Annotated in this window: 26 protein-coding genes; 15 read left to right on the plus strand and 11 right to left on the minus strand. The window is 62.6% G+C overall.

Annotation, left to right across the window (positions count from 1 at the left end; genetic code table 11):
- The first annotated feature begins 316 nt into the window (after positions 1-316).
- Positions 317-571, plus strand: a complete 255-nt coding sequence (locus tag FJQ89_RS24440; protein ID WP_141172052.1) for a hypothetical protein — start codon at positions 317-319, stop codon at positions 569-571.
- On the opposite strand, the gene FJQ89_RS24445 is transcribed toward FJQ89_RS24440, so the two are convergent.
- The gene (locus FJQ89_RS24445; RefSeq protein WP_141172053.1) at positions 553-792 is read right to left on the minus strand and encodes a TIGR02450 family Trp-rich protein; all 240 of its coding nucleotides are present in this window, start codon (positions 790-792) and stop codon (positions 553-555) included. The genes FJQ89_RS24440 and FJQ89_RS24445 overlap by 19 nt on opposite strands.
- A gap of 71 nt (positions 793-863) precedes the next feature.
- Here FJQ89_RS24445 and FJQ89_RS24450 point away from each other — a divergent pair, with 71 nt between their 5' ends.
- Positions 864-1,727: a cysteine hydrolase family protein gene (locus tag FJQ89_RS24450; protein ID WP_141172054.1), complete on the plus strand. Its 864-nt coding sequence runs from the start codon at positions 864-866 to the stop codon at positions 1,725-1,727.
- 77 nt (positions 1,728-1,804) lie between these two features.
- A complete protein-coding gene (gene pncB, locus FJQ89_RS24455) occupies positions 1,805-2,995 on the plus strand; it encodes a nicotinate phosphoribosyltransferase (protein WP_141172055.1) in 1,191 nt (396 codons plus the stop codon).
- 25 nt (positions 2,996-3,020) lie between these two features.
- Here pncB and FJQ89_RS24460 read toward each other — a convergent pair whose 3' ends face one another.
- On the minus strand, positions 3,021-3,320 hold the full coding sequence (locus tag FJQ89_RS24460; RefSeq protein ID WP_141172056.1) for an antibiotic biosynthesis monooxygenase family protein: 300 nt from the start codon (positions 3,318-3,320) through the stop codon (positions 3,021-3,023).
- 66 nt (positions 3,321-3,386) lie between these two features.
- Entirely contained in the window at positions 3,387-3,725 is a 339-nt protein-coding gene (locus FJQ89_RS24465) for a hypothetical protein (RefSeq protein WP_141172057.1), read from the minus strand.
- A 171-nt stretch (positions 3,726-3,896) separates the two neighbouring features.
- Between FJQ89_RS24465 and FJQ89_RS24470 the strand changes: the two genes are divergently transcribed.
- From FJQ89_RS24470 to FJQ89_RS24485, 4 genes are all read left to right on the plus strand, one after another.
- A complete protein-coding gene (locus FJQ89_RS24470) occupies positions 3,897-4,478 on the plus strand; it encodes a DJ-1/PfpI family protein (protein WP_099378854.1) in 582 nt (193 codons plus the stop codon).
- A gap of 75 nt (positions 4,479-4,553) precedes the next feature.
- Positions 4,554-5,786, plus strand: a complete 1,233-nt coding sequence (locus tag FJQ89_RS24475) for a GAF domain-containing sensor histidine kinase (RefSeq protein WP_141172058.1) — start codon at positions 4,554-4,556, stop codon at positions 5,784-5,786.
- 38 nt (positions 5,787-5,824) lie between these two features.
- Complete coding sequence (locus tag FJQ89_RS24480; RefSeq protein ID WP_071079025.1) at positions 5,825-6,472, plus strand: response regulator; 648 nt, start codon at positions 5,825-5,827, stop codon at positions 6,470-6,472.
- A 279-nt stretch (positions 6,473-6,751) separates the two neighbouring features.
- On the plus strand, positions 6,752-7,447 hold the full coding sequence (locus FJQ89_RS24485; protein WP_071079024.1) for a Crp/Fnr family transcriptional regulator: 696 nt from the start codon (positions 6,752-6,754) through the stop codon (positions 7,445-7,447).
- Between the two features lie 10 nt (positions 7,448-7,457).
- Here FJQ89_RS24485 and FJQ89_RS24490 read toward each other — a convergent pair whose 3' ends face one another.
- A complete protein-coding gene (locus FJQ89_RS24490) occupies positions 7,458-8,648 on the minus strand; it encodes an MFS transporter (protein WP_141172059.1) in 1,191 nt (396 codons plus the stop codon).
- Positions 8,649-8,739: 91 nt separating this feature from the next.
- Between FJQ89_RS24490 and FJQ89_RS24495 the strand changes: the two genes are divergently transcribed.
- Entirely contained in the window at positions 8,740-9,192 is a 453-nt protein-coding gene (locus FJQ89_RS24495) for a winged helix-turn-helix transcriptional regulator (protein WP_141172060.1), read from the plus strand.
- Positions 9,189-10,418, plus strand: coding sequence for a D-amino acid dehydrogenase (locus FJQ89_RS24500; RefSeq protein ID WP_141172061.1), 1,230 nt, complete (start codon positions 9,189-9,191; stop codon positions 10,416-10,418). The genes FJQ89_RS24495 and FJQ89_RS24500 overlap by 4 nt, the downstream gene beginning before the upstream one ends.
- On the opposite strand, the gene FJQ89_RS24505 is transcribed toward FJQ89_RS24500, so the two are convergent.
- The 3 genes from FJQ89_RS24505 to FJQ89_RS24515 all read right to left on the minus strand — a co-directional run bounded on the left by FJQ89_RS24505 (position 10,393) and on the right by FJQ89_RS24515 (position 13,557).
- Positions 10,393-11,472: a hypothetical protein gene (locus tag FJQ89_RS24505; RefSeq protein ID WP_141172062.1), complete on the minus strand. Its 1,080-nt coding sequence runs from the start codon at positions 11,470-11,472 to the stop codon at positions 10,393-10,395. The two genes, FJQ89_RS24500 and FJQ89_RS24505, sit on opposite strands and share 26 nt — an antisense overlap.
- Before the next feature lie 69 nt (positions 11,473-11,541).
- Positions 11,542-12,573, minus strand: coding sequence for a MerR family transcriptional regulator (locus FJQ89_RS24510; protein ID WP_141172063.1), 1,032 nt, complete (start codon positions 12,571-12,573; stop codon positions 11,542-11,544).
- Between the two features lie 69 nt (positions 12,574-12,642).
- Positions 12,643-13,557, minus strand: coding sequence for a LysR family transcriptional regulator (locus tag FJQ89_RS24515; RefSeq protein ID WP_141172064.1), 915 nt, complete (start codon positions 13,555-13,557; stop codon positions 12,643-12,645).
- Between the two features lie 97 nt (positions 13,558-13,654).
- Here FJQ89_RS24515 and FJQ89_RS24520 point away from each other — a divergent pair, with 97 nt between their 5' ends.
- The gene (locus FJQ89_RS24520; RefSeq protein WP_141172065.1) at positions 13,655-14,722 is read left to right on the plus strand and encodes an SDR family oxidoreductase; all 1,068 of its coding nucleotides are present in this window, start codon (positions 13,655-13,657) and stop codon (positions 14,720-14,722) included.
- 121 nt (positions 14,723-14,843) lie between these two features.
- Here the strand turns inward: FJQ89_RS24520 and FJQ89_RS24525 are convergent, their stop codons facing one another.
- From FJQ89_RS24525 to FJQ89_RS24535, 3 genes are all read right to left on the minus strand, one after another.
- Positions 14,844-15,788, minus strand: coding sequence for an SMP-30/gluconolactonase/LRE family protein (locus FJQ89_RS24525; protein ID WP_205704528.1), 945 nt, complete (start codon positions 15,786-15,788; stop codon positions 14,844-14,846).
- 87 nt (positions 15,789-15,875) lie between these two features.
- Positions 15,876-16,118, minus strand: a complete 243-nt coding sequence (locus tag FJQ89_RS24530; RefSeq protein ID WP_141172066.1) for an Imm32 family immunity protein — start codon at positions 16,116-16,118, stop codon at positions 15,876-15,878.
- Positions 16,119-16,123: 5 nt separating this feature from the next.
- Positions 16,124-16,927: a hypothetical protein gene (locus FJQ89_RS24535; RefSeq protein ID WP_141172067.1), complete on the minus strand. Its 804-nt coding sequence runs from the start codon at positions 16,925-16,927 to the stop codon at positions 16,124-16,126.
- Between the two features lie 184 nt (positions 16,928-17,111).
- Between FJQ89_RS24535 and FJQ89_RS24540 the strand changes: the two genes are divergently transcribed.
- From FJQ89_RS24540 to FJQ89_RS24560, 5 genes are all read left to right on the plus strand, one after another.
- Positions 17,112-17,348: a hypothetical protein gene (locus FJQ89_RS24540; protein ID WP_141172068.1), complete on the plus strand. Its 237-nt coding sequence runs from the start codon at positions 17,112-17,114 to the stop codon at positions 17,346-17,348.
- 163 nt (positions 17,349-17,511) lie between these two features.
- Positions 17,512-18,882: a hybrid sensor histidine kinase/response regulator gene (locus tag FJQ89_RS24545; protein WP_243136240.1), complete on the plus strand. Its 1,371-nt coding sequence runs from the start codon at positions 17,512-17,514 to the stop codon at positions 18,880-18,882.
- A gap of 72 nt (positions 18,883-18,954) precedes the next feature.
- Positions 18,955-19,371 carry a hypothetical protein gene (locus FJQ89_RS24550; RefSeq protein WP_141172069.1) on the plus strand — a complete coding sequence of 139 codons (417 nt, stop codon included), beginning with the start codon at positions 18,955-18,957 and terminating at the stop codon, positions 19,369-19,371.
- Positions 19,368-20,813, plus strand: coding sequence for an ATPase domain-containing protein (locus FJQ89_RS24555; protein ID WP_141172070.1), 1,446 nt, complete (start codon positions 19,368-19,370; stop codon positions 20,811-20,813). Before FJQ89_RS24550 ends, FJQ89_RS24555 begins: the two co-directional genes overlap by 4 nt.
- A 129-nt stretch (positions 20,814-20,942) precedes the next feature.
- Positions 20,943-21,185 (plus strand): hypothetical protein, encoded by a 243-nt coding sequence (locus FJQ89_RS24560; protein WP_141172071.1) that lies wholly within the window; start codon positions 20,943-20,945, stop codon positions 21,183-21,185.
- Between the two features lie 48 nt (positions 21,186-21,233).
- Here the strand turns inward: FJQ89_RS24560 and FJQ89_RS24565 are convergent, their stop codons facing one another.
- On the minus strand, positions 21,234-22,388 hold the full coding sequence (locus FJQ89_RS24565) for a sensor histidine kinase (protein WP_141172072.1): 1,155 nt from the start codon (positions 22,386-22,388) through the stop codon (positions 21,234-21,236).
- Positions 22,389-22,416 lie beyond the last annotated feature (28 nt).

Below are 22,416 nucleotides of genomic sequence, written 5' to 3' on the forward strand. Positions count from 1 at the left end.
ACAGCGTACTCCAGCGTGCCACCCGCGTTCAGTACAGGGTTGCCCAGCAAGAATTTTTTCGCATCGTCTATACTTTCAGCTTGCACAAGTAGATAGCCCGACAAGTGTGCCTGCACCGGCCTGGCCGTTGCAGGCAGATGCTTGTGTGTCGTCATGCATGCAGATGATGTAGTCATTCATCCTTTTCTCCTGTGCCGCCTGATAAAAAGAGAGCTGAATTGAGTATCCTGAGCAATCGCGAGCGCATGGTTTTACCCTCACCGCGTCAGTCCGTAGAGACAAGCTGTCCGGCCATGTCATTTTTGGAGCGCACATCGTGCCGATAAAGTATGTTGATTTTTATGAAGTGAATTACACGGCAGAGCGCTTGCCGGGCTGCAAACTATGGGGCGCGTACGTCGCCATCTATGCCCCCTCGTCCAACCCCATGCACCGGGTGAATCTGCTGCGCAAGCGCCGGGTGTCGGCCGACCACCCGTTTGCAACGGAAGCGGACGCCATGGCGGAAGCGGGCGAGGTGGCCGTCAAGCTGGTCGAGCGGCGCCGGCGCCGCTATGTCTTCCATCCCTGATGCCATTGCGCCGCATCCTGCAGCACGCGCCATGGCAGGATTTGCACGCGGCCGGAATGCACGGCTTCCAGCGCCACGTGCGTGACGGGTTCATCGGGCGTGGCAGCTGCGCATAGCTTGATGACGAGGAAGTGTTTTTCCTTGTTGGCTGGCGTAACGGCCGTCCATTTGCTGTTGAGTAATTTGTTCGGACGCAAGTTGTTGCGCTTTAGAAGGTTCATGGCGGCTCCCGGATTGGCGTGATGGTGATGTTGCCATTATCATGCAATACCCGCCACGCACGAGGAATGCCATGAAACGCCAGCTGCACCTGCTCGTCATCGATCCGCAAAACGATTTTTGCGATTTACCTCCCGCCTGGCTGCCGCAGGATGCGGCGCCGGCCCTGCCCGTGCCCGGCGCCCACGCCGACATGCTGCGTGTGGCGCAGCTGATCCGTGAAGGGGGCGGCGGGCTGACGCAGATCAGCGTGACCCTCGACGCCCACCACCGCTACGACATCGCCCATCCCGCCTTCTGGCGCACGGGCGATGGTGGCCCCGTTGCGCCGTTTACGCAGATCAGCGCGCAGCAGGTGCGTGACCGCCTGTTTCTGCCAGCCGCCAGCGGCGCCTTGCCGCGTGTGCTGGCCTACCTTGATGCCTTGCAGCAAGCGGGGCGCTATCAATTGATGGTGTGGCCCGTGCATTGCGAGATCGGCAGCTGGGGCCAGAATATCCACGCGGCCGTGCGCGCCGCCTACAACGCTTGGGAAGTGGCCAACTTGCAAGTGGTGGCCAAGCTGAGCAAGGGTTCCAACCCGTGGACCGAGCATTACTCGGCCGTCATGGCGGAAGTGCCCGACGCGCAAGATGCGGCCACCCAGCTCAACCGCGTCTTCCTCGACACCCTGCTGCCGGCGCAGCAGATGTATGTCGCCGGCGAAGCGGGCAGCCACTGCGTGAAAGCCAGCACCGAGCATATCGCCGACTATCTGCAAGCCCAGCAAGGCAAGCCGGCCCTGGCGCGGCTGGTGCTGCTGACGGACTGCATGAGCCCCGTCACGGGTTTCGCAGCGCAGCAGCGCGACTTCCTGGCCGCCATGCACGAGCGCGGCGCGCGGCTGGCCACGTCCTCCGAGGTCTTGCCCGAATTGCTGGCCAATGCGCTGGCCTGAGCCATTGTTGAGCGTGGCCTGCTGAAATGCTTGCGGTGGCGTACTATTCTGGCTTCAGGAAGTTGGAGAAAACACACATGACCCCGATAGTGCGCAGTTTGCTGGAAACCGATCTGTATAAATTTACAATGTGGCAAGCATTGCTGCACGGTCATCCGAATACCCATACCGAATACGAATTTGTCTGCCGCAACGCCACCGCCTTTCCCCTGGCCGAGCTGAAGGGCGAGCTGGAAGAACAGCTCGACCACCTGTGCTCGATGTCGTTTGCCGACGACGAGCTGGCCTATTTGCGCACCCTGCGCTTCATGAAGAGCGATTTCGTCGATTTTTTGACGGTGTTCCGCTTCCAGCGCAAGTTCATCGACGTCAGCACCGATGGCGACACCCTGCTGGTACACGCGGCCGGTCCGCAGGTGCACGTGATGGGCTTCGAGATTTTCGTGCTGTACATCATCAATGAACTGTATTTCCGCCGCTTCGACCTCGATGCGGCCATGCGCAAAGGGCGCCACCGCCTGGGCTTGAAAGTGGCGGCCGTCAAGGAGTTCGGCAAGCTGCCGCGGCGTAAACACCCGTTTGAATTTTCCGACTTCGGCGTGCGCCGGCGCTTTTCCGGCGCCTGGCACGACGAAGTGGTGCAGCGCCTGGCGCATGAGGTGCCCGAGTATTTCAAGGGCACGTCGAATGTGTACCTGGCGAAAAAGCTCGGCATCGTGCCGATCGGCACCATGGCGCATGAATACATGCAGTCATTCCAGTCCTTCGGCGTGCGCCTGCGCGACTTTCAAAAGGCGGCTCTGGAAGACTGGGTGCAGGAATACCGCGGCGACTTGGGGATCGCCCTGACCGACGTGGTCGGCATGGATGCCTTTTTGGCCGACTTCGACCTGTATTTCGCCAAGCTGTTCGACGGCTTGCGCCACGATTCGGGCGACCCCGTCGAATGGGGCGAAAAGGCGCTGGCCCATTACGCGGCCCTGCGCATCGACGCCAATACCAAGCGCCTGGTGTTTTCCGACGGCCTGGACCTGGACAAGGCGTTCGCCCTGTACCGGCACTTCGCCGACCGCATCATGACGGGCTTTGGCATCGGCACCAATCTGACCAACGACGTGGGTTTGACGCCGCTCAACATCGTCATGAAACTGGTGCGCTGCAATGGCCAGTCGGTGGCGAAATTGTCGGATTCGCCGGGCAAGACCCTGTGCAAGGATGAAACTTTCCTCGCGTATTTGCGGCAGGTGTTCCATCACCCTGCGGCATGACGGCGGCAGGGCAGGCGCTGACGGTTTAGAAACCCGACAGCACGGTGTTCATGTGCTCGACCTGGGGCGGGGCGGCAAAGAATTCGCCCACCAGGCCGCGCCATGCCTGGAAGTCGTCGCTGCCGCGGAAATGCACGGTGTGGTCTTCCAGGGTGCTCCAGCCGACCACCAGGCGGTAGGCATCGCCATTTTCGATCGAGCGCTCCAGGCGCATCGATTCGCAGCCGCGCGCGCGCTGGAACAGGGGCACGGCTTTGGCGACGGCCGCTTCGAAGGCGTCATGCGTGGCCGATTTGATCTGGATGTGGGCAATTTCATAAATCATGGCAAGTTCCACTGTGGAATGAAGGAAGCTCGATCTTGCCATAGTTTGGCCGCGCGGGGGAGGGTGTCAGCCCGCCAGCGCGTGTTTGCCTGCACCTGTGTCTGCACGCCTGGCCGTGCGCTGTTCGATGTCGCAGCCGTTGCAGGCCTGCACGATGGCGTGCGCCCGTTCGCGCTCTTGTGGCGTGCCGATGGCCACGACGAGGCGGGACATGCCGCGCCACGCCGCCTTGCGGTGTACGGGCACGGCTTCGTCGTCGACCGTGTCGAGCTGCACGGCGTGCGCGGCGAAGCCAGCGTCGAGCAGGGCGCTGCGGGCCTGCTGCGCATCGCTGAAATGGTCGAAGATACGGATCAGGGCCGATGCGACAAGAGGGTTGGCAAGGGGGCTGGTGGAGGTGCTCATGGCCAGGCTTTCAGGGAGGGGTATCCGAGTTTGACCTGCGAGCCTGTAAGAAATTCTGTCTCAGCCTGTAAAATCCTCGATCAAGGCGCGAAAATTTGATAAATATCCAGTATGGCCGCCAAGTCGCGCTAAGATACGCCTTGCGCGATCAATCTTTCATAGGAGAACTAAATGGCAGCGAAGAAAATTCTGTTTTTGACCGGCGATTTTGCAGAAGATTATGAAACGATGGTGCCATTCCAGGCCCTGCTGATGCTCGGTCATACCGTGCATGCCGTTTGTCCCGGCAAGAAAAGCGGCGAGACGATCAAGACGGCCATCCACGATTTCGAGGGCGACCAGACCTACACGGAAAAGCCGGGCCATTTGTTCACCCTGAACGCCAGCTTCGACGAGATCGATCCGGCCGACTATGACGCGGTGATGATCGCCGGCGGCCGAGCGCCCGAATACCTGCGCCTGAACGAGAAAGTCATCGCCGCCGTACGCCATTTTGCCGAGGCGGGCAAGCCTGTCGCGGCCGTGTGCCACGGCGCGCAATTGCTGGCCGCCGCCGATGTCATCCGCGGAAAGCGCATTTCCGCCTATCCCGCCTGCGCGCCGGAAGTCAAACTGGCGGGCGGCACGTATGCCGACATCGCCGTCACGGACGCCGTCACCGATGGCCAGTTCGTCACGGCCCCCGCCTGGCCCGCGCATCCGGCCTGGCTGGCGCAGTTCGTCAAGCTGCTCGGCACCGAGATCCGTTTGTAAGCCGTTTGTAACCTTTACCTGCCCGGCAGGCCGCAGCGCTTGCCGGGCGGCCCACTTTTCAGATTCGAGTTCTTCATGCAAGCGCCGCGCAGTCAACCTTCCCGCAAACAACTTCCAGCGTCGCGCTGGCGCCAGCGCCGCCTGGCGCAAGCCGCATCGGGCCTGAGCGCCGCGCAGGAACGCCAGCTGGCCACCCTGCATGAGATTTCCACCCTGCTGGCGGGCCAGCACGCCATCGATGCGCTATGCCGTGGCTTCCTGCACCATGTGATGCAGTTCGCGCAAGCCGAAGGCGGTACCGTGCGCATCCTCGATCCGCAGAACGATACGGTGCACATCATCGTGCATGAGGGCATTTCGGACGCCATGGTGGAAGAGGAACATTGCATCCGCAATAACGATTGCCTGTGTGGCGCCGCCGTGGCGCAAGGCGTGATCCAGATCCGCGATTTCCGCCAGGTCGAAGCGCTGCAGCGCTTTCGCTGCCAGGACGAAGGTTTTGTTGCCATCGCCGTCTTTCCCATCCTCGCGCGCGACCAGGTGGTGGGCAGTTTTTCGCTGCACTTCGCGGGCCCGCAAGCGGTGCATGCGCAGCAGCAGGGCTGGCTGGAAACGCTGGGCCAGAGCCTGGGCATCGCCATTGAGAACCAGCGCCTGATCGCGCGCGAAAAGGAATTTGCCGTGGCGCGCGAACGCAGCCTGCTGGCCGAAGGCTTGCACGACAGCATTGCGCAAAGCCTCAATTTCATCAGCCTGCAAGTCCAGATGCTCGACGATTCCGTGCGCCGGGGCCAGCTCGACGAAGCGGCCGAGGTGCTGCCGCTGATGCGCATGGGTGTCGAACAAAGCTACCAGGATGTGCGCGAATTGCTGGTCAATTTCCGCACGCGCTGGCATGGCAGCGACCTGGAAAGCAAACTGTCCGAAGTGCTGGCCAAGTTCGAGCTGCAGACGGGCGTCGTCGGCACCCTGGACATGAGCGGCAATGGCGCGCCGCTGGCGCCGGAGCAGCAGTTGCAGATCCTGTTCATCGTGCAGGAAGCACTGTCGAATATCCGCAAGCACGCGCAGGCGAGCAACGTGGGCCTGCGCGTGGTCAACGGGCGCGATTTTGCGCTGCAGGTGCGCGACGATGGCGAAGGCTTCGCCGCCAACCTGCGCGACAAGAAAACGGAATTGCAGATCGGCTTGCGTATCATGCAGGAAAGGGCCGAGCGGCTCGGTGCGCAATTTGCCATCGACAGCACGCCCGGCGGCGGCACGACAATCTCGCTGGCCTTGCCGGCAGCCCGGCGCCAGGCCGCGTAACAGAAGATTCATTCTTACCAGGTAAAAGATACAAATACGTGAACGCTCCAATCAAAATCCTGCTGGTCGACGACCACACCTTGCTGCGCAGCGGCGTCAAGCTGCTGCTGCAGCGCAATCCTCTATTCCAGGTGGTGGGCGAGGCATCGAACGGACTCGACGGCGTGCGCCTGACGGCCGAGCTGCTGCCCGACGTGGTGCTGATGGACTTGAACATGCCCGGCGTAACGGGCGTCGAAGCGCTGCAGCTGATCTTGCAGGACATGCCGCAGATGGTGGTGCTGATGCTGACCGTGTCCGAAAACGCGGCCGACCTGGGCGCGGCCCTGCGCGCTGGTGCACGCGGCTACTTGCTGAAAAATATAGAAGCCGAGCAGCTGGGCCAGGCCATCTGCCGCGCCGCCGCCGGTGAGTCCGTGATTGCCGACGCCATGACGGCCAAGCTGGTGTCGCAGTTCCGCGCTGGGCAGAACGCGCCCCAGGCCGACTACGACAAACTGACGCCGCGCGAACGCGAAGCCATGGCCTGCCTGGCGCAAGGGCTGAGCAACAAGGAAATCGCGCGCCAGCTGGACGTGGCCGAAAGCACGGTGAAAATCCACGTGCAAAACATCCTCAAAAAGCTTAAGCTCAGCAGCCGCGTGCAGATCGCCGTCTACGCGGTCGAGCGCGAACTGGGTAAATAAGAGTACCTACATAACCTACTGCGCGTCGCGATTTGCGACCTCCGATGCTCACTGTGCTCAAGCACAGTTGCGCTTCTCTGTCGCAACTCGCTGCCGCTCGCTACGGTTCTGCCAGGCACTCTAAAAATCAAACAATGCGCAAATAAATGGCAAAAAATGCGCGATTGTTTGATCTGCATGGCGTTCCGGCCTAGACAACCCTAGTTCCTTTGACGTATGGCCTTGACGATGCCTGCGCATTACACTCTTAGTCATTCGCTAATCTAATAAGAGAGTGTCATGCATAAGGTCAACGTCGATGGCTTGCTATCGAGCCAGGCTCTGTTCCGCCATATTTCCCCTTCGCAATTAGAGCAATTGCGCCAGGATGTCGTGCGCGTCGAAGTGGAAAAAGGCAAAGTGCTGTTCCGCAAGGGCGAAGTGCCGGAAGGCGCCTATGTGGTGGTCTTCGGCCTCGTCAAGCTGAGCGTGTTTTCCATGGAAGGTACCGACAAGGTACTGGAACTGATCCGTCCGGGCCAGAGCTTCGGCGAAGCCATGATTTTCCTCGATGAACCGTACCCGTTCTGCGCCGAAGCGCTCGAGCACTGCCTGCTGCTGCGCATCCCGCCGCACGCGCTGCTGCGCCTGCTGGACCAGTCGCCGCGTATCGCCCGCCAGATGATGAACAGCCTGTCGCACCACCTGATGGGTTTTATCCGCAACGTGGAACGCTGCTCCGTGCAGAACGCCACCCAGCGCGTGGTCGAGTACCTGCTGCAGGCATCGGACCAGCAGCGTTCGAACGAGGTCAAGCTGGACCTGAAGAAAAGTCTGCTGGCATCGTTCCTGAACCTGGCGCCCGCCACCCTGTCGCGCGTGCTGCACCAGTTGACGGACTTGCACCTGATTAAAGTCAGCGGTTCGCTGATCCAGATCCAGCCCGATGCCTTGAAAACCTATCGCCACGGCTCCGCCACGGCGATGCTGAATTAAGCGTTTATTACTAAGCTTTTTCAGCAGGTAAGGTCAGCCGCCAGTACAGCAGGGCGAGCAAGCTGACCGCCGCGCCCAGTGCGCATACCGCATGCCAGCCCGCCAGCGCATACGCGCTGGTGGCGGCAATCGCACCGACACCGCTTCCCACCGCATAAAACAGCATGTAGCACGCCACCAGGCGGCTGTGCGCGTCGCTGTCCTGCTTGAAAATCAGGCTCTGGTTGGTCACATGGATGGCCTGGCCCGCCAGGTCCAGCGCGACGATGCCGATGACCAGGGGCCACAGGGCCGTGCCGGCAAAGCCGAGCGGCAGCCACGCGGCCAGCAACAGCAGCAGCGCCGCGCCCGTCGTCCACTGCGCGCGGCCCTTGTCGGCCAGTGCCCCTGCGCGCGCCGCGCCCAGCGCACCGATCACGCCGACCAGGCCAAACGCGCCGATGGCCGCGTGCGTATAGCCTTGCTCAGTCAGTGGCAGCACCAGGGCGCTCCAGAAAATATTGAAGACGGCAAACATCAGCAGTGCCAGCATGCCGCGCACGCGCAGCACCTTGTTGTGCAGCAGCATGTCCAGCATGGAAGCGAGCAGGGCGCCGTAGGCCAGCCGTTGACTGGACGGCTGCGCCGGCGGCAGCTTGCGCCACAGCAGCAACAGCAGGGCGCAGGCGATGGCCGCCGAGACGAAATACACGGCGCGCCAGTCGGCCAGATCGGCCACCACGCCGGACAGGGTGCGCGCCAGCAGCAAGCCGATCACCACGCCGCCTTGCGCCATGCCGACGACGCGGCCCCGCTCGTGGCTGGCCGCCGCGCTGGCCGCATAGGCGATCAAGCCCTGCGTCATGGCAGTGCCCAGCAAGCCCACCAGCAGCATGCCACCCAGCAAGGCGGCCGTGGAACGGGCGCAAGCCAGCGCCGCCAGGGTGATGGCAAGCAAGCCCAGCTGGAACAGGGTCAGGCGGCGCCGGTTCAGCATGTCGCCCAGGGGCACCAGCAGCAGCAGGGCCAGCGCGCAGCCGAGCTGCGTGGCCGTGATGACCATGCCGCTGGCAGCCTCGGTCATGCCGAATTCATGCGCCAGGGTGGCGAGCAAGGGCTGGGCGTAATACACATTGGCCACGCTGAGGCCGGCTGCCGCGGCAAACAGCCAGACGAGGGAGGGCGGGAGTGCTGTCGTGAGGGGAGGGTTTGTGTCGCGCATGGGTTAGTCCATAAGTGGTTTCAAATTAAAACCAGTTGGAGTCTACGCCGGGAAGTTTTAAAATGCAACCAGTCAATCCTGGAGTATGCCCGTGGCCAAGCGCAAGAGCCTGAAAACCGACCCCTGTCCCGTGGCGCGCGCGCTCGACGTGATCGGCGAGCGCTGGTCGCTGCTGATCGTGCGCGACGCCTTCGACGGCATGCGCAGGTTCGGTGAATTCCAGAAAAGCCTGGGCGTGGCGAAGAACATCCTGGCCGACCGCCTGCACATGCTGGTGGAAGAGGGAATTTTCACCATTGCGCCCGCTTCGGACGGCACGGCCTACCAGGAATATGTGCTGACGCACAAGGGGCTGGGCCTGTTCCCCGTCGTCGTCGGCCTGCGCCAGTGGAGCGAGGCGCAATTGTTTGAACCAGGCGAGGCGCATTCCACCCTGCTGCAGCGCGGCTCGGGCTTGCCCGTGCGCCGCATGGACGTGCTGGCCGAGGATGGCCGCGTCTTGCAGGCGGGCGATACCGTCGTGCACAAGGTGTCGCCACCATGACGCGCGTGGCTGTGCTCGGCGCCGGCATCACGGGCGTCACCACCGCTTACGCGCTGGCGAAACGGGGCGTCAATGTCACCCTGATCGAGCGCCACCGTTACGCGGCGATGGAAACGTCGTATGCGAATGGCGGGCAATTGTCGGCCTCGCACGCGGAAGTGTGGAACCACAAGGCGACTATATGGAACGCGCTGAAATGGATGGCGCGGCGCGATGCACCGCTGCTGCTCAATCCGACTCCCGGCTGGCACAAGCTGAGCTGGTTTGCGGAGTTTCTCGCCGCCATGCCGGACTATGAGCGCAACACCATCGCCACGGCGCGCATGGCGATCGCCGCGCGCGAACACTTGTTTGCGTGGGCGCAAGCGGAAAACATCGCATTCGATCATCGCCGCGCCGGCATCCTGCACGTGTATCGGGACCGGCGTGGCTTCGAGCGGGCGGCCGGCGTGTCGCGCCTGCTGGCCAAGGGTGGCTTGCAGCGGCGCGCCGTGAGCTTGCTGGAAATGCGCGCCATCGAACCCGCATTGCACGGTGATTTTTACGGCGGCTACTACACGGACAGCGATTCCACGGGCGACATCCACAAATTCACCAGCGGCCTGGCCGACGCCTGCGTGCGCCTGGGCGTGGCCTGCCGCTATGGTGCACCGGTCACAGCGCTGGCGCGCGAACACGGCAAGCTGCGCGTCAGCGTGGGAGACGGCGAGGGCGAGGACAGCACCGTGTTCGACGCCGTCGTCATCTGCGCGGGCACGGCCAGCCGCGCCATGGCGGCAATGCTGGGCGAGCATGTGAACGTGTATCCCGTGAAAGGCTATTCGATCACCGTGCAGCTCGATGACGGCGCCAGCCAGGCGGCGGCGCCCAAGGTCAGCCTGCTCGACGACGCGACCAAGCTGGTCAGCAGCCGCCTCGGTGAAGACCGGCTGCGCGTGGCGGGTACGGCGGAATTTAATGGCATCAATTACGATATCCGCGCCGATCGCATCCGCCCGCTATTGCAGTGGGTCGAACAGTGTTTTCCCGACATTAATACGCGCAAGGTGATCCCGTGGGCGGGCTTGCGCCCCATGCTGCCGGCCATGCTGCCGAAAGTAGGGCCGGGCAAGGCGCCGGGCGTGTACTACAACACGGGCCACGGTCACCTGGGCTGGACCCTGGCGGCCGCGACGGCGGAGCTGGTAGCAGAGGCGGTGGCTAGTTCTTCGGCAGCAAATCGCTGAGCGCGGCGCGGCCCTTGACGGTGAGGAAGGGGCCGACCTTGTTGTAGGGGAGTAAAAAATCGTTTTCACAGCCGCTGCCGTTCGAATCTTCCCAGAACGACACGCCTTCAGGTTTCAGCGACAGGTGGAAGCGGCCGCGGCCGTCGTAATCCGTGCCCTTGCACTCGGCGTCGATTGTCACATTCTTGAAGAGGGCCTGGCGCAGGCGGTCCGGCAATTCGGCCTTGTCGTCGCCATCGCTGGCGCTGGCGCCAAACCAGTTCCACACGTCCGTTTCCTGGCCCGTTTTCACGTCCCAGGTGCGGAATCGGATGGAGATGCCGCTGGCGCCATAGCCGGCCGGCCAGCGGTAAAACTTGATCGTCACCCAGCGCGGCGACCAGTAGGTGGGCTCCGCATACACTTCGTCTTCCGTCGTGAAACCGTTGCGGCCCAGATATTCGCGGCGCGTGGCATAAAAATCGGCCAAGTCCTTTTTGTTCTTCGCCAGCACGGCGCGCAGTTGCGTGTTGATTTTCGCCACGCCGTCGCCGGGGGCGATCAGTTCCACCGTGATGCTGTCGCCCACTTGCAGGTTGCGGTATTGCTTGCCTTCGAAGGCGATGGGTTTGCTGACCTTGGTACTGGGAAAGTCTTCCAGTACCAGGTTGTAGGCGTCACTGGCGCAGGACGGATGGTCGCGGTCGCCCGCCGCTTCCAGCAGGGTCAAGGCCAGGGGCAGGGTCTTGCCGCTTTTTGGCTCCGTCCAGGTGCCGATGAGCTTGCCGCCCTGCGGTGCATTGAGTTTCCACGTGCCCGTGGTATCGCCCTTGGCATCGGATTCGCTCCAGTCGCTCTTGCCGTTCGGCATGGACAGCATGATCGGTGTCTTGTAGCGCGTGTAGTAGTAATTGCCGCTGCGGTCAGATCCTTGCGTGGGGCTGGGCTGGTTGAAGCAAGCGACGATATCGGCCTTGCCCAGCGTGCCCTGCCATACCCCTTGCACGGGCGGTTCGGCCGCCATGGCGATATGGAAGGCAGGCAGGGTCAGGCAAGCAAACAGAAAGCGGCGCATCGGCGGTTCCTCTCGTGGGCGAAGGCCGATTCTACATGGCCGCGCCCACGAGATGCCGCACGCCAACTTTTACGCTGGCTTTTCCTGCGCCACCACGGCCATCGCCGCGCCCAGGTATTGCAGCATGGCCGCGTCGACAAAGCTGCCTTCCATCAAACGCGGTTCCTGCTGGTGCGCCTGGCGAAATTTCAGCTGCGTGGCCGGGTCCGTGCCCGCATACGCGCGGAACAGCTCCAGCCACTGCCGCGTCAGTTGCAGCACGGCCTGGTCGGTGGGCGGCGTGCGCGCATCGATGGCGGCGCGCACGGCGGCGATCAGGGCCGGCCACTCGCCCGAACGCTTGCCGTAATTGGCGGCCAGGTGCGCATATTCCTGCTCGTTGAGGAAAGGCCGATACAGTGCGATGCGCGAGGCATTGAAGGCGGCGATGATGAACTGCATCAAGTCCGCATCGATGCTGGTCGTCGCTTGCAGCGATGGCTCCTGCGCGTGCATGTCGTTCAGCCGCGCGAACAGGCCAGGGTGGGCGCCCGTGTCGCGCACCAGCTTGACCATCCATTGCGTGGCCAGCGCCTGCGCTTGCGCATCGCCGGGGCTGGCGCCCGCGTCTTTGACGGCGCGCACTCTCGCTATCAGTTCTTTCCACTCCTGTTCCACGGCCGCGTCCGACAGCAGCGGCAGTTGTTGCAGTTCTTCGTGACTAAAATATTTGTCGTACATGGTCATCAACTCCATTGTGGTGAGCCACTCGGCCAGTTCCGGCGCCTGCCCCTGCGCCAGTTGCGCCTGCAAGCTGCACAGGCGTGCGCGCAGGGTGGAAGCCTGCGCGATCTGGCGCTCCAGCATGGCGATCTGCCGCGCCACGATGGAGGAGAGCGGCAGATCCGGCCCGGCGAGTGCGTTGGCGATATCGGCCAGCGACAGCCCGAACTTGCGCAGCGCCATGATCCGGTGCAAGCGGTCCATGTCGCCGTGCTGGTACAGGCGGTAGCCAGCGGGTGTGCGCGCCGAAGGCGAGAGCAGGCCAATGCTGTCGTAGTGGTGCAGGGTGCGGATGGTCAGGCCCGTGAGCCTGGCCAGTTCACCGATTTTCAACAGCATGGCGTACTCCTTTCCTGGTGCGTACGGCCAGCATCGACCATGACGTAACGTCAGGGGCAAGCCGTATTTTTATCTGATTGTCAGCCGCTGCTGCAGTTCCTGCAGCAGGGTGCCCGTCTTCGGCGTCAGCTCGCGCGCCAGCGGCCAGGCCAGGTACAGGGGCAAGCCTGGCGTGCTCAGCTGCGGCAGGACTGCCACGATGGCGCCCGTGGCCAGGTATTCCTGCACCAGCCAGGTGGCCAGCTGCGCCACGCCCAGGCCCGCCAGCACGGCGGCCGTGCGCGCTTCCGCGTCGCCCACCGTCATGCGTGGCGACGCCAGGCGGTATTCCACCTGCCCACCATGTTCATCGTGCGGGAAGAGCCACGGCATGGGCGAGCCGTCGCCGCGTCCGTAGGCGATGCAGTCGTGCTGCTCCAGATCTGCGATGGACGCGGGCGTGCCGCGCCGCGCCAGGTAGGCCGGCGCCGCGCACAGGATCAGCTGCTCGTCGCCCAGGTGCATCTGTCCCAGCGCGGCCGGCCAGTGCGAGGGTGCGCCGATGCGCACGGCGATGTCGATGCGTTCCTCGAACAGGTCGACGAAGCGGTCACTGAAGGCGATCGAAGGCTGCAGGCGCGGATACTGCGCGCACAGTTCCAGCAGGGCCGGCATCACGCGCAGCCGGCCATACGCGGCGGGCACGCCGATGCGCACCTTGCCCGCCAGTGCCGTCGCGTGCTCGGCCAGCACGTCTTCCGCGTCCGCCAGTTCCTGCAGCACGCGCTTGCAGGTGGCGTAATAGGCGCGGCCAGCGTCGCTCAGTTTCAGCCGGCGCGTGCTGCGCACGAACAGCAGCACGCCCAGCCGTTCTTCGAGGCGCGCCACGCTCTTGCTGACGGCCGAGCTGCTCAGGTGCAGGTGCTCGGCCGCCTTGGTAAAACTGCCCGCGTCGGCCGTGGCGAGGAAGGGCGTGAGACCTTTTAGATGTTCCGATGAAAACATGATTCGCGAATTTTATTCATGAATAAGGTGAAATAGTATCGCGGATAAGAATTTCAGTCGCGGATATGATGGGTTTTTCTTTCGGAGGCTTTCTAACATGCAAAAACACGCCCTCATCATCGGCGCCAGCGGCGTCATCGGCAGCAACCTGGCCACGCATTTGTTGGCGCAAGGCTGGCAGGTGACAGGCGTCTCGCGGGGGCGCACGCCAGTCCCCCCCGGCTGCACGGCCTTGCCGCTCGATGCGACGGATGGCGCCGCCGTCGCCTCGGCGCTGGCGGGCCTGGATGCCAGCCACGTCTTCTTCACGGCTTGGGCGCGCCAGGACAACGAGCAGGAAAACATCCGCGTCAATGGCGCCATGGTGGCCAATGTGCTGGCCGCGCTGGGACCGCAGGGCCATTTGCGCCATGTAGCGCTGGTGACGGGCCTCAAGCATTACCTGGGACCGTTCGATGCGTATGGCAAGGGAACAGTGCCTGTGACGCCGTTCCGCGAGGAGCAGGGCCGCCAGGACGTCGAGAATTTTTACTATGAGCAGGAGGACCGCCTGTTCGCGGCCGCCGCTCAGTACGGCTTTACGTGGAGCGTGCACCGCCCGCACACCATCATCGGCTATGCGCTGGGCAATGCCATGAACATGGGTTTGACGCTGGCCGTGTATGCGCATTTGTGCAAGGCCAGCGGCGCGCCCTTCGTCTTTCCCGGTTCACCCGCGCAGTGGCATGGTTTGTCCGACATGACGGACGCGGGCCAGATCGCGCGCCACCTGGCGTGGGCGGCGGACAGTCCCGCCGCACGCAATGAAGATTTTAATATCGTCAATGGCGACGTGTTCCGCTGGAAGTGGCTGTGGCCACGCCTGGCAGCCTACTTCGGCGTGGCAGCGGCGGACTTGCCGGAAACGATGGCGCCGCTGGCTGAGCGCATGCAGGGTGCGCCCGCCCAATGGCGTGCCATCGCGCAGCAGCATGGCCTGGTGGAATCCGATATCAGCCGCCTGGCTTCCTGGTGGCATACGGATGCCGACCTGGGCCGGCCGATGGAAGTGATGACGGACATGGGCAAGAGCCGCAAGGCGGGCTTCCTCGACTACCAGGATACGCAGGATGCCTTCTTCAATCTGTTCGAGCGCCTGAAGGCGGAGCGCGTCATTCCGCGCTGACCCGGTCGCCGCCAACGATGTTGTCGGCTTACGCCGTTCCGGCTAAGCCGACCTACCGGGCCATCGTGGTAATGCGTAGGTCGGCTTAGCGCGCAAGCGCGTAAGCTGACATCCCCACATGCTATTCGGCCTTGCGCCGCTCCTGCGCCCGCTGCCATTCCAGGCCCGGGCGGTCGACGCGAAATTGCAGCAGGCGTCCCTGCACCACTTCCGTCACATACGCCGTGCGGCCGTCGGGGCCGCCGAAGGTGATGTTGCTGGGCTTGGCGCCGGGCACGCTGATCTCGCGCAGGATGCGCCCCTGCGGCGACAGTTTGACGACGCTGCCCTTGCCGTAGCGCGTCACGTACAGGTTGCCGTCGACATCCACGCGCATGCCGTCCATGCCGAAATCGTCAAACTTGATCAGCAATCGCTTGCCGCTCAGGCTGCCGTCCGCGGCGATGTCGTACATCCAGATATTGCGCTGAACACTTTCATTCACATACAAAATCTTGCCGTCAGGGCTCACTTCGATGCCGTTGGCCGTGCCCATGGTGTCGAGCGCCAGGGTCACCGTGCCGTCTTGCGCGATGCGCCACACGCGGCCCGTGTTTTCCTTCCAGTTCGGGTCGCTCGCATACAGTACATCGTCGGCCGTGATGGCGATGTCGTTCGGCTGCGTCATGCGCGGCTCGCGCGCGTGGATGGTGAGCGCGCGCGTGGCCGGATCGACCAGGTAAATCGTGTGTTCCATGTAGTCGGCCAGATACATCTGGCCCCGGCTGCCGAAGCGGATGCCGTTGGCGATGCTGGTGCCGGGCAGGGTCAGCCACACTTCGCCGCTGCCATCGGGACGCACCTTGCCGATGGTTTGCTGGCGCGCAAAGTTGACGGCGTAGATATTGCCATCCGCATCCACGGCCGGGCCTTCGATGCCCTTGGTAAAGGAGTGCGCGGGCGTGAAGGTGGTGGTGAGAAACAGCGCTTCGTGCGCGGGCGGGCTGGCGCAGGCGGACAGGCTGGCCAGCGCGGCGGCCAGCACGGCGGTGCGCAGCGCCGGCAGGGCGGTTCGGGTATCGGACATCAGGGATCTCTGTATGGCAAAGGTGGCGTATGTTACCCGAGGCGCAGCAAGCGGGGCGCCATTGTATGCCTTATCCCAAGCCTCATCTCAGGCCGCCACCACGACCAGGTCGGGGAAGTCATCCTGCCAGCCGGCCCAGGCATCCTGCAAATGCGCGTGCATGCCGGCGCGTTCTTGCGCCTGATCAAACGTGTCCGCGCTGGCCAGCAGAAAATGGGCGATGGCGCGCAGGGTGGCCGGGTCGGCCTGGATGGTCACGTCGGAGCAGGGTAGCGGACGTTCGGCGGCCTCGTCTTGCAGGTAGCAGTGCAGCGATAAGTGTGCGGTCATGGGTATCAATTGTTGATGTAGGCGCCCAGCATGGCGTGTGCGTTCAGTGCGGCGCGGGCCGCTTCCTGTTCCCCGGGCTGCAGGTACCAGAAGATCCAGCCGGCATGTTCTTCACAGCGGCCATGGGCTTGCATCGCACCGCGCAGCGCTTGCCGGCGCTCGGGCGGCAGCGCGTCCAGTCTGGCTTGCGTGAAACCATTGATGGGATAGACATCGCGCAGGTGCGCATCTTGCAGCCCGCGCCGCTTGATGGCGGACCAGTTGTTTGCCGGGCAAGGAATGCCAAAGGTCATCGGATGGGTCTCATCGAGCTGCCGGTAGCCGAGTGCGTAGCCGGTGCCATAGCCCTGCGTTTCAGCGTAGCAGTACACATAATCGCAATGGTCAAACAGGCCGGGTATGGCCCGTGCTCCGTCGAACAGCGGCGCCAGCGCAAGCTTGCTGGCGCGTATGGACAGAATCAGCTCCGAGCCCGATGAATACATCGCCTGCGCGTCGCAGTTAACGGCCTCGTCAGCTTCGTCGGGCGGCACGATGCGCGGCGAAAGCAGTCCGATGCTGTCGGTCTCTGGCGCAAACAGCATCTTCTCGTAATTTCGCTGTGAGAACTTGACGATCTTGCCGCGCTTGTTGCCGTAGCGCTCGACGCGCTCGCCCACGCGTTCGAACCAGGCAAACAGCTGTGCGCTGGCCGCGGCGGGATTGAAGGGGCTATTCTGGCTGAATTCGCCGACGAGGAAATGGTATTGGTCCATTGGCAATACGGGGGGAGGGTTGCGACAGGCGCATTTTTGCACGGAATGCAACATATTGCCAATGCGCGCGCGTGACCATTCCGTCAGGCGGCCTGATGCGTATGTAGTTGATTTAAATGGAATTTTCGCCGCATTGTGCTTACTTTGAAGCGTATTGCGGTTACACTAAGTCTGACTATACTGCAATGATGACCGTGGTGCTTGTTCACTACGTCGCTGGCAATCCCACGGAGGCCTCATGTCTTATGCGAATCCCACCACCCACAATGGCTTCCTGATCTCGGCCTATGCCTGCGAATTGCCCGAGGGGTGCTGGCAGGGACAGTTGGTGCTGAGCAAGTGCGGCTTTGAAGAGGTGCGGCAAGCCAATCTGGAAAATCGCAGCACGCAGCACGAGGCGGAGCAATCGGCCCTGGCCATGGGCTGGCAGCTCGCCAATTACGTGCTACCCGTGCGCACTGTTGACGATAAGTAACCGAATGCTTTCATTTCATGAGGAAAATAGAGTATCGTGCTCAGCTAGAAAGTAATACACCGTATGCAGCAATAGAGCTGGCGTGCGCGGCGAGGTCTGAGTGAACGCCGCGGAACGAAGAGTTGTCCTTGAGGCCGGCCCCCACAGGCCGCACACCGTCACCATGCACCACACAGCACACTCGCCGGATCCTGAGGATGCGCCCGCCCAGCAGTTGTCCTCCGAGCAAAATCTGCAGGCCTTGCATAACCGTGAAGTCAAACTGCTGCGCGAGACGATCAATCAACTGTTGATCATGGCCAAGATGCAGATGCAGGAAAAGGATAAATCCGACGCCTTTGGCATGTTGATCATGCAGTTGCGCGAAGCCAATCAAAACCTGGTGCTGGCGACGTTTGGCGCGCAGGATATGCAGGCGTCCGCCGAAGCGACAACCGTGCGCCAGACGGAATTTCTGGCCATGCTTGCGCATGAGTTACGCAATCCCTTGCAGCCGCTGGCGATGGCCAATGATTTGCTGGCCAAGAAGGTCGACCTCGATCCCCAGCTGGTCGATGTGCATGGCGTGATCGGCCGCCAGGTCGCGCATATGGCGCGCCTGATCGACGATTTGCTCGACGCATCGCGCGTCAGCAGCGGCAAGATCACCTTGCAGCTGGCGCCCATCCTGCTGAGCGACATCATCGCCAGTGCCGTGGAAGTTGGCCAGGCCAGCATCAGCCAGCGCCAGCAAGTGCTGAGCGTGAGCATGCCGAAGGAAGCCCTGGTGATCGAAGGGGACCTGGTGCGCCTGACGCAGGTGTTTGCGAACTTGCTCATCAATGCCAGCAAATTTACGCACGAGTTTGGCCACATCGACATTGTCGTCAGGCGTCACGATGATCTGGTGGAAATTGCCGTCAGCGACGATGGCGCCGGCATCGCCCTCGATATCCAGCCCTTCATCTTCGACTTGTTTACTCAGGGCTTCCGTTCGCTGGAACGGGCGCAGGGCGGCCTGGGCATCGGCCTGTCGCTGGTGCGCATCATTACCCAGTTGCATGGCGGCACCGTGGATGTCTTCAGCGCCGGGGTCGGCTTTGGCAGCCAGTTTGTCTTGCAGCTGCCCCTGTCGTCGCTTGCGCCGCCATCGCAGGACATGCAGGCGGCACCTGCGGCGTGCGCACTGCCACGCCGCATATTGCTGATCGAGGATAATGCCGATGCGGCGGAAATGCTGGCGTTGCTGCTGACGCAGGACGGCCACCATGTCGACGTGCGCAACGACGGCCCCAGCGGCTTGCGTGCCGCGCTCGATGCGCCCTACGATGTGATCGTGTGCGATATCGGCTTGCCGGGCATGGATGGCTTCCAGGTCATCAGTTCGGCACGCGCGGCCTTGCCGGCGCCGCTGCCGTGCTTTGTTGCCGCGTCAGGGTACAGCCAGCTTGGCGAGTTTGACCGCGCCGGTGAGGCAGGGTTTGACCACTATCTGGTAAAGCCCATCAATATCGACGCTTTGTCGAGAATAATCACGGCAACGGTTCCGCGCTGATGGGCGAGGAAACCCTGATGCTTTTGTTTAACATGGTCCATGCACCGAAAACCGCAGAGAAAAGATCCGATTATGGCCACAGTCCATGAACAGCGGCAGCGCAGGATAGAACACGCGCTGTTACGCGACCCAGGTGCGGTGGTAGACGTCAGTATTCGCCTGTGGGAGCAACTGGCCACTGAATTGAATCAGATCATAGGTGAGCGGGGCGTGGAGTCGATGTATGCCCGCAGCCTGCACCAGAGTCAGAAACAGTTCAGCTGGTTGACGCCCCATCCGCCGCAAGCACTGGAAGCTGCCATGACCGCCTTGCGCGCCAGCTTGCAGGGACAGGCGGGCACAGCCGCTTGTGCGGCAAGCACGGCGATGTTGATGCACTTCATCAACACCCTTATTTTATTAATTGGCGAACTCTTAACGAATAGCATCCTCCTCAAAGCCTGGGGTGATGACGTTGTGAATAATGCTGGAACGGAGCCGAACGAATGAACAAAGTCACCATCCACCGCCTGGCCACTGGCGTGCCGGGGTTGGACGAACTGCTGGGCGGCGGAATACCTGAATTTTCCTTCAACCTGGTGGCGGGCACGCCCGGCAGCGGCAAGACGACGCTGGCGCACCAGATCATGTTTTCCCTCGCCAGGCCCGAGCGCAGGGCACTGTTCTTTACGGTCCTGGGCGAGCCACCGCTGAAGATGTTGCGCTATCAGCAGCAGTTTCCCTTCTTCGATGTGAACAAGATTAACCAGTCGATCAAGTTCGTCAATCTGTCGGCTGACTTGCTGGAAGGCGATTTCGACCGCGTGCTGGCGCGCATCGCTGAAGAGGTCGAGGCGTTCTCGCCCAGCCTGGTCTTCGTCGATTCCTTCCGCTCCGTGGTGCAATCGGCCAAGGCCATGGACGTGGGCCCGGCCGGCCTGCAGAATTTCGTGCAGCAACTGGGGGCGCAAATGACCAGCTGGCTGGCCACGACCTTCCTGATCGGCGAATACCTGGCGCCCGAGGCTGAGTCGAGCGCCGTGTTCACGGTCGCCGACGGCATCCTGTGGCTGTCGCAGCTCGTGCACCGCGACGCCATGGTGCGCAAGATCCAGGTGGTCAAGATGCGCGGACAGGCGCAAAGCCTGGGCGTGCACACCTTCCGTATCAATAACGATGGGGTGGAAATCTTTCCCCGCGCCGTGCTGAAGACGAGCGGCATGGAAAAGATCAGCATTTCCGGCAATGAGCGCCTGTCGCTGGGCGTGCCCGAGCTCGACCAGATGATGGGCGGCGGCTTGCCGGCAGGTTACTCACTGCTGCTGGTGGGGCCGTCCGGTTCCGGCAAGACCGTGCTGGCCACGCAATTCCTGACGGAAGGCGTGCGCTGCGGCGAGCCCGGCGTGATCGCCGCTTTCGAGAAAAGCCCGAACCAGCTGCTCAGCCATCAATTGAGTACACTCGTCGATTCCGGCCAGATCGGCGTCATCAATACGCGCACCCTGGATTTGTCGCTCGATGAAATCCTGCATGACCTGGTGAGCATGATCACGCGCATGAAGGCCAAGCGCGTGGTGATCGACTCGCTGTCCGGTTTTGAAATGGCGCTGGCCTCGATGTTCCGCGAGGATTTCCGCGAATCGCTGTACCGCCTGGTGGCGGCCTTGACGGACATGGGCGTGTCCGTGCTGATGACGGCCGAGTTGGAAGACCAGTACACCATGCTGCGCTTCAGTTCCTACGGCAACGCCTTCCTGGCCGACGCCATCGTCATGCAGCGCTACATCGAGCTCGAAGGCCAGTTCAAGCGCGTGGTATCGGTGGTGAAGGTGCGCGGCAGCGGCCACAGCAAGGATATCCGCTTCTACGATATCGACGCCGAGGGCATGAAGATCGGCGCCGCCCTCAGCCAGTATAAGGGCATCCTGTCGGGCGAGCCGTACCGGGCCTAGACGCCTGCTGTTGGTGACGGCTGAGTTGAGGCGTATGATGGAAGTGCGGCCATGCCGACGGCGATGGCTGTACCCAAGGGGACGGATGATGCGTCTTCTGGGTTTCCCAGCTGATCAAGAGGAGATATGATGGACAAACCCGAATTCATCCTGGCCGCGAAAGCCATGGAAACGCTGGAGATGTATCAAACGTTTTATGGTCACTCCAGCGAATACCAGGCGCACCAGCAGGAAGTGCTGAAACTGCTGCGCCACAAGGGTGCCTCCCTGCTGGTGTCGGATCATGGCCCGGCGAAGTTCCTGCTGGCCTTTGCCGATGCGCTGGAAGCGGCCAGCTTGCCGGGCGAGTATGTGCCGCTGAGCCGCAGATAAGGCGACTCCGGCCCGGCAGGGCAGGTCGTCTGCTCAGAGGGCGCGCGGCTAGCCGCCGTTCGCTCCCTCGTTCAGCGCTACCCTGGGCAGGCGCACGGTAAATACCGTGCCGCATTCCAGGCTCGACTCGGCGCCGATGGTGCCGCCGTGCGCGCTGGCGATTTCACGCGCGATAAACAGGCCCAAGCCGATACTGGTGGCGTTGGGCGCTTTGTGATCGTCGGAAATGGCCAGCTGTACCAGGGGATCGAAAATGCTCTTCAGCGAGGCCTCCGGGATCTGGCGGCCGAAATTCTTCACTTGCACCACGGCCGTCTCGGCGTCGCCGCAGGCTGCGATGCTCACCGGCTGGTCGTCGCTGCGATATTGCGCAGCATTGTTGAGCAAATTGGAAAACAGCTGGGCCAGGCGGGCCGCATCGAAGTCGCCGATCATCTCGCCCGTGGTACTCAGTTCAAACTTGCACTGCGGGTGAGCGGCCGAGGCATCCTCGACGGCGGTCTTGCAGATTTCCCCCAGGTCGCCCAAGCTGGGCGAAATGGGCATGCGTCCCCCCAGCTGCGTCCTGGCAAATTCCAGCAGATCGTTGACCATGGTTGTCATGGTGGCCGCGCTGCGGGCAACCCGTGCCCCGATCTGCACCGTGGAAGCAGAGGTCGCGCTCGGCCGGCTCAGCAGCGCACCGGCCATCGTCATCGTGCTCAGCGGACTGCGCAGATCGTGGCTGAGGATGGCGAGAAAGGTATTGCGGGTGCGGTCGCTCTGCTGCGAATAGCGTATCGCCGATTCCTGCAGCGCCTGGTCGATCGCTTCATTGAAGCGCAGGATGTCTTGCGTCGCCGTTTTCGTCGTCACCGACACCTGTGCCATCCACAAGCGCAGCACGCTGGCCCGCATTGCGCGAAATTCCGCCGTCAGCTGCGGCAGCGTGAAGCCGATCTGCTGGCGCAGCGAGCCATGCGTGGCCGCTGCCGTTTCCTTGCCCGCTATTTCCGACACGCCCGTGGTCGATTTCTTTTTCCGCTGCGCCGCGTTCTCGATGACATCCATGTCGCGCACGATGGTTTCCAGCATCTGCTTCGCATGATCGCGTAATTCGGCTTTCGAAATGGCGGTGCCAGGAATGGGAAGCGACCTGGCGAAGAGTTCCCACTCTTCCAGGATCGGCTCCAGATGGCCGGTAATAAAGCGTGATAGTTTCACTGTGAACCAATGCGGTGATGGAAGAGGG

The organism is Janthinobacterium tructae (genome assembly GCF_006517255.1).
Classification (GTDB): domain Bacteria; phylum Pseudomonadota; class Gammaproteobacteria; order Burkholderiales; family Burkholderiaceae_D; genus Janthinobacterium; species Janthinobacterium tructae.

What these genes read in the sequence shown, in the direction of transcription:
- FJQ89_RS24540 (WP_141172068.1), top strand. Translation starts at nt 17,112, where the DNA reads ATGTCTTATGCGAATCCCACCACCCACAATGGCTTCCTGATCTCGGCC.
- FJQ89_RS24490 (WP_141172059.1), bottom strand. Translation starts at nt 8,648, where the DNA reads ATGCGCGACACAAACCCTCCCCTCACGACAGCACTCCCGCCCTCCCTC.
- FJQ89_RS24560 (WP_141172071.1), top strand. Translation starts at nt 20,943, where the DNA reads ATGGACAAACCCGAATTCATCCTGGCCGCGAAAGCCATGGAAACGCTG.
- FJQ89_RS24520 (WP_141172065.1), top strand. Translation starts at nt 13,655, where the DNA reads ATGCAAAAACACGCCCTCATCATCGGCGCCAGCGGCGTCATCGGCAGC.
- FJQ89_RS24545 (WP_243136240.1), top strand. Translation starts at nt 17,512, where the DNA reads ATGCACCACACAGCACACTCGCCGGATCCTGAGGATGCGCCCGCCCAG.
- FJQ89_RS24530 (WP_141172066.1), bottom strand. Translation starts at nt 16,118, where the DNA reads ATGACCGCACACTTATCGCTGCACTGCTACCTGCAAGACGAGGCCGCC.
- FJQ89_RS24510 (WP_141172063.1), bottom strand. Translation starts at nt 12,573, where the DNA reads ATGCTGTTGAAAATCGGTGAACTGGCCAGGCTCACGGGCCTGACCATC.
- FJQ89_RS24525 (WP_205704528.1), bottom strand. Translation starts at nt 15,788, where the DNA reads ATGTCCGATACCCGAACCGCCCTGCCGGCGCTGCGCACCGCCGTGCTG.
- FJQ89_RS24535 (WP_141172067.1), bottom strand. Translation starts at nt 16,927, where the DNA reads ATGTTGCATTCCGTGCAAAAATGCGCCTGTCGCAACCCTCCCCCCGTA.
- FJQ89_RS24475 (WP_141172058.1), top strand. Translation starts at nt 4,554, where the DNA reads ATGCAAGCGCCGCGCAGTCAACCTTCCCGCAAACAACTTCCAGCGTCG.
- FJQ89_RS24485 (WP_071079024.1), top strand. Translation starts at nt 6,752, where the DNA reads ATGCATAAGGTCAACGTCGATGGCTTGCTATCGAGCCAGGCTCTGTTC.
- FJQ89_RS24445 (WP_141172053.1), bottom strand. Translation starts at nt 792, where the DNA reads ATGAACCTTCTAAAGCGCAACAACTTGCGTCCGAACAAATTACTCAAC.
- FJQ89_RS24505 (WP_141172062.1), bottom strand. Translation starts at nt 11,472, where the DNA reads ATGCGCCGCTTTCTGTTTGCTTGCCTGACCCTGCCTGCCTTCCATATC.
- FJQ89_RS24465 (WP_141172057.1), bottom strand. Translation starts at nt 3,725, where the DNA reads ATGAGCACCTCCACCAGCCCCCTTGCCAACCCTCTTGTCGCATCGGCC.
- FJQ89_RS24450 (WP_141172054.1), top strand. Translation starts at nt 864, where the DNA reads ATGAAACGCCAGCTGCACCTGCTCGTCATCGATCCGCAAAACGATTTT.
- FJQ89_RS24515 (WP_141172064.1), bottom strand. Translation starts at nt 13,557, where the DNA reads ATGTTTTCATCGGAACATCTAAAAGGTCTCACGCCCTTCCTCGCCACG.
- FJQ89_RS24550 (WP_141172069.1), top strand. Translation starts at nt 18,955, where the DNA reads ATGGCCACAGTCCATGAACAGCGGCAGCGCAGGATAGAACACGCGCTG.
- FJQ89_RS24470 (WP_099378854.1), top strand. Translation starts at nt 3,897, where the DNA reads ATGGCAGCGAAGAAAATTCTGTTTTTGACCGGCGATTTTGCAGAAGAT.
- FJQ89_RS24460 (WP_141172056.1), bottom strand. Translation starts at nt 3,320, where the DNA reads ATGATTTATGAAATTGCCCACATCCAGATCAAATCGGCCACGCATGAC.
- pncB (WP_141172055.1), top strand. Translation starts at nt 1,805, where the DNA reads ATGACCCCGATAGTGCGCAGTTTGCTGGAAACCGATCTGTATAAATTT.
- FJQ89_RS24500 (WP_141172061.1), top strand. Translation starts at nt 9,189, where the DNA reads ATGACGCGCGTGGCTGTGCTCGGCGCCGGCATCACGGGCGTCACCACC.
- FJQ89_RS24555 (WP_141172070.1), top strand. Translation starts at nt 19,368, where the DNA reads ATGAACAAAGTCACCATCCACCGCCTGGCCACTGGCGTGCCGGGGTTG.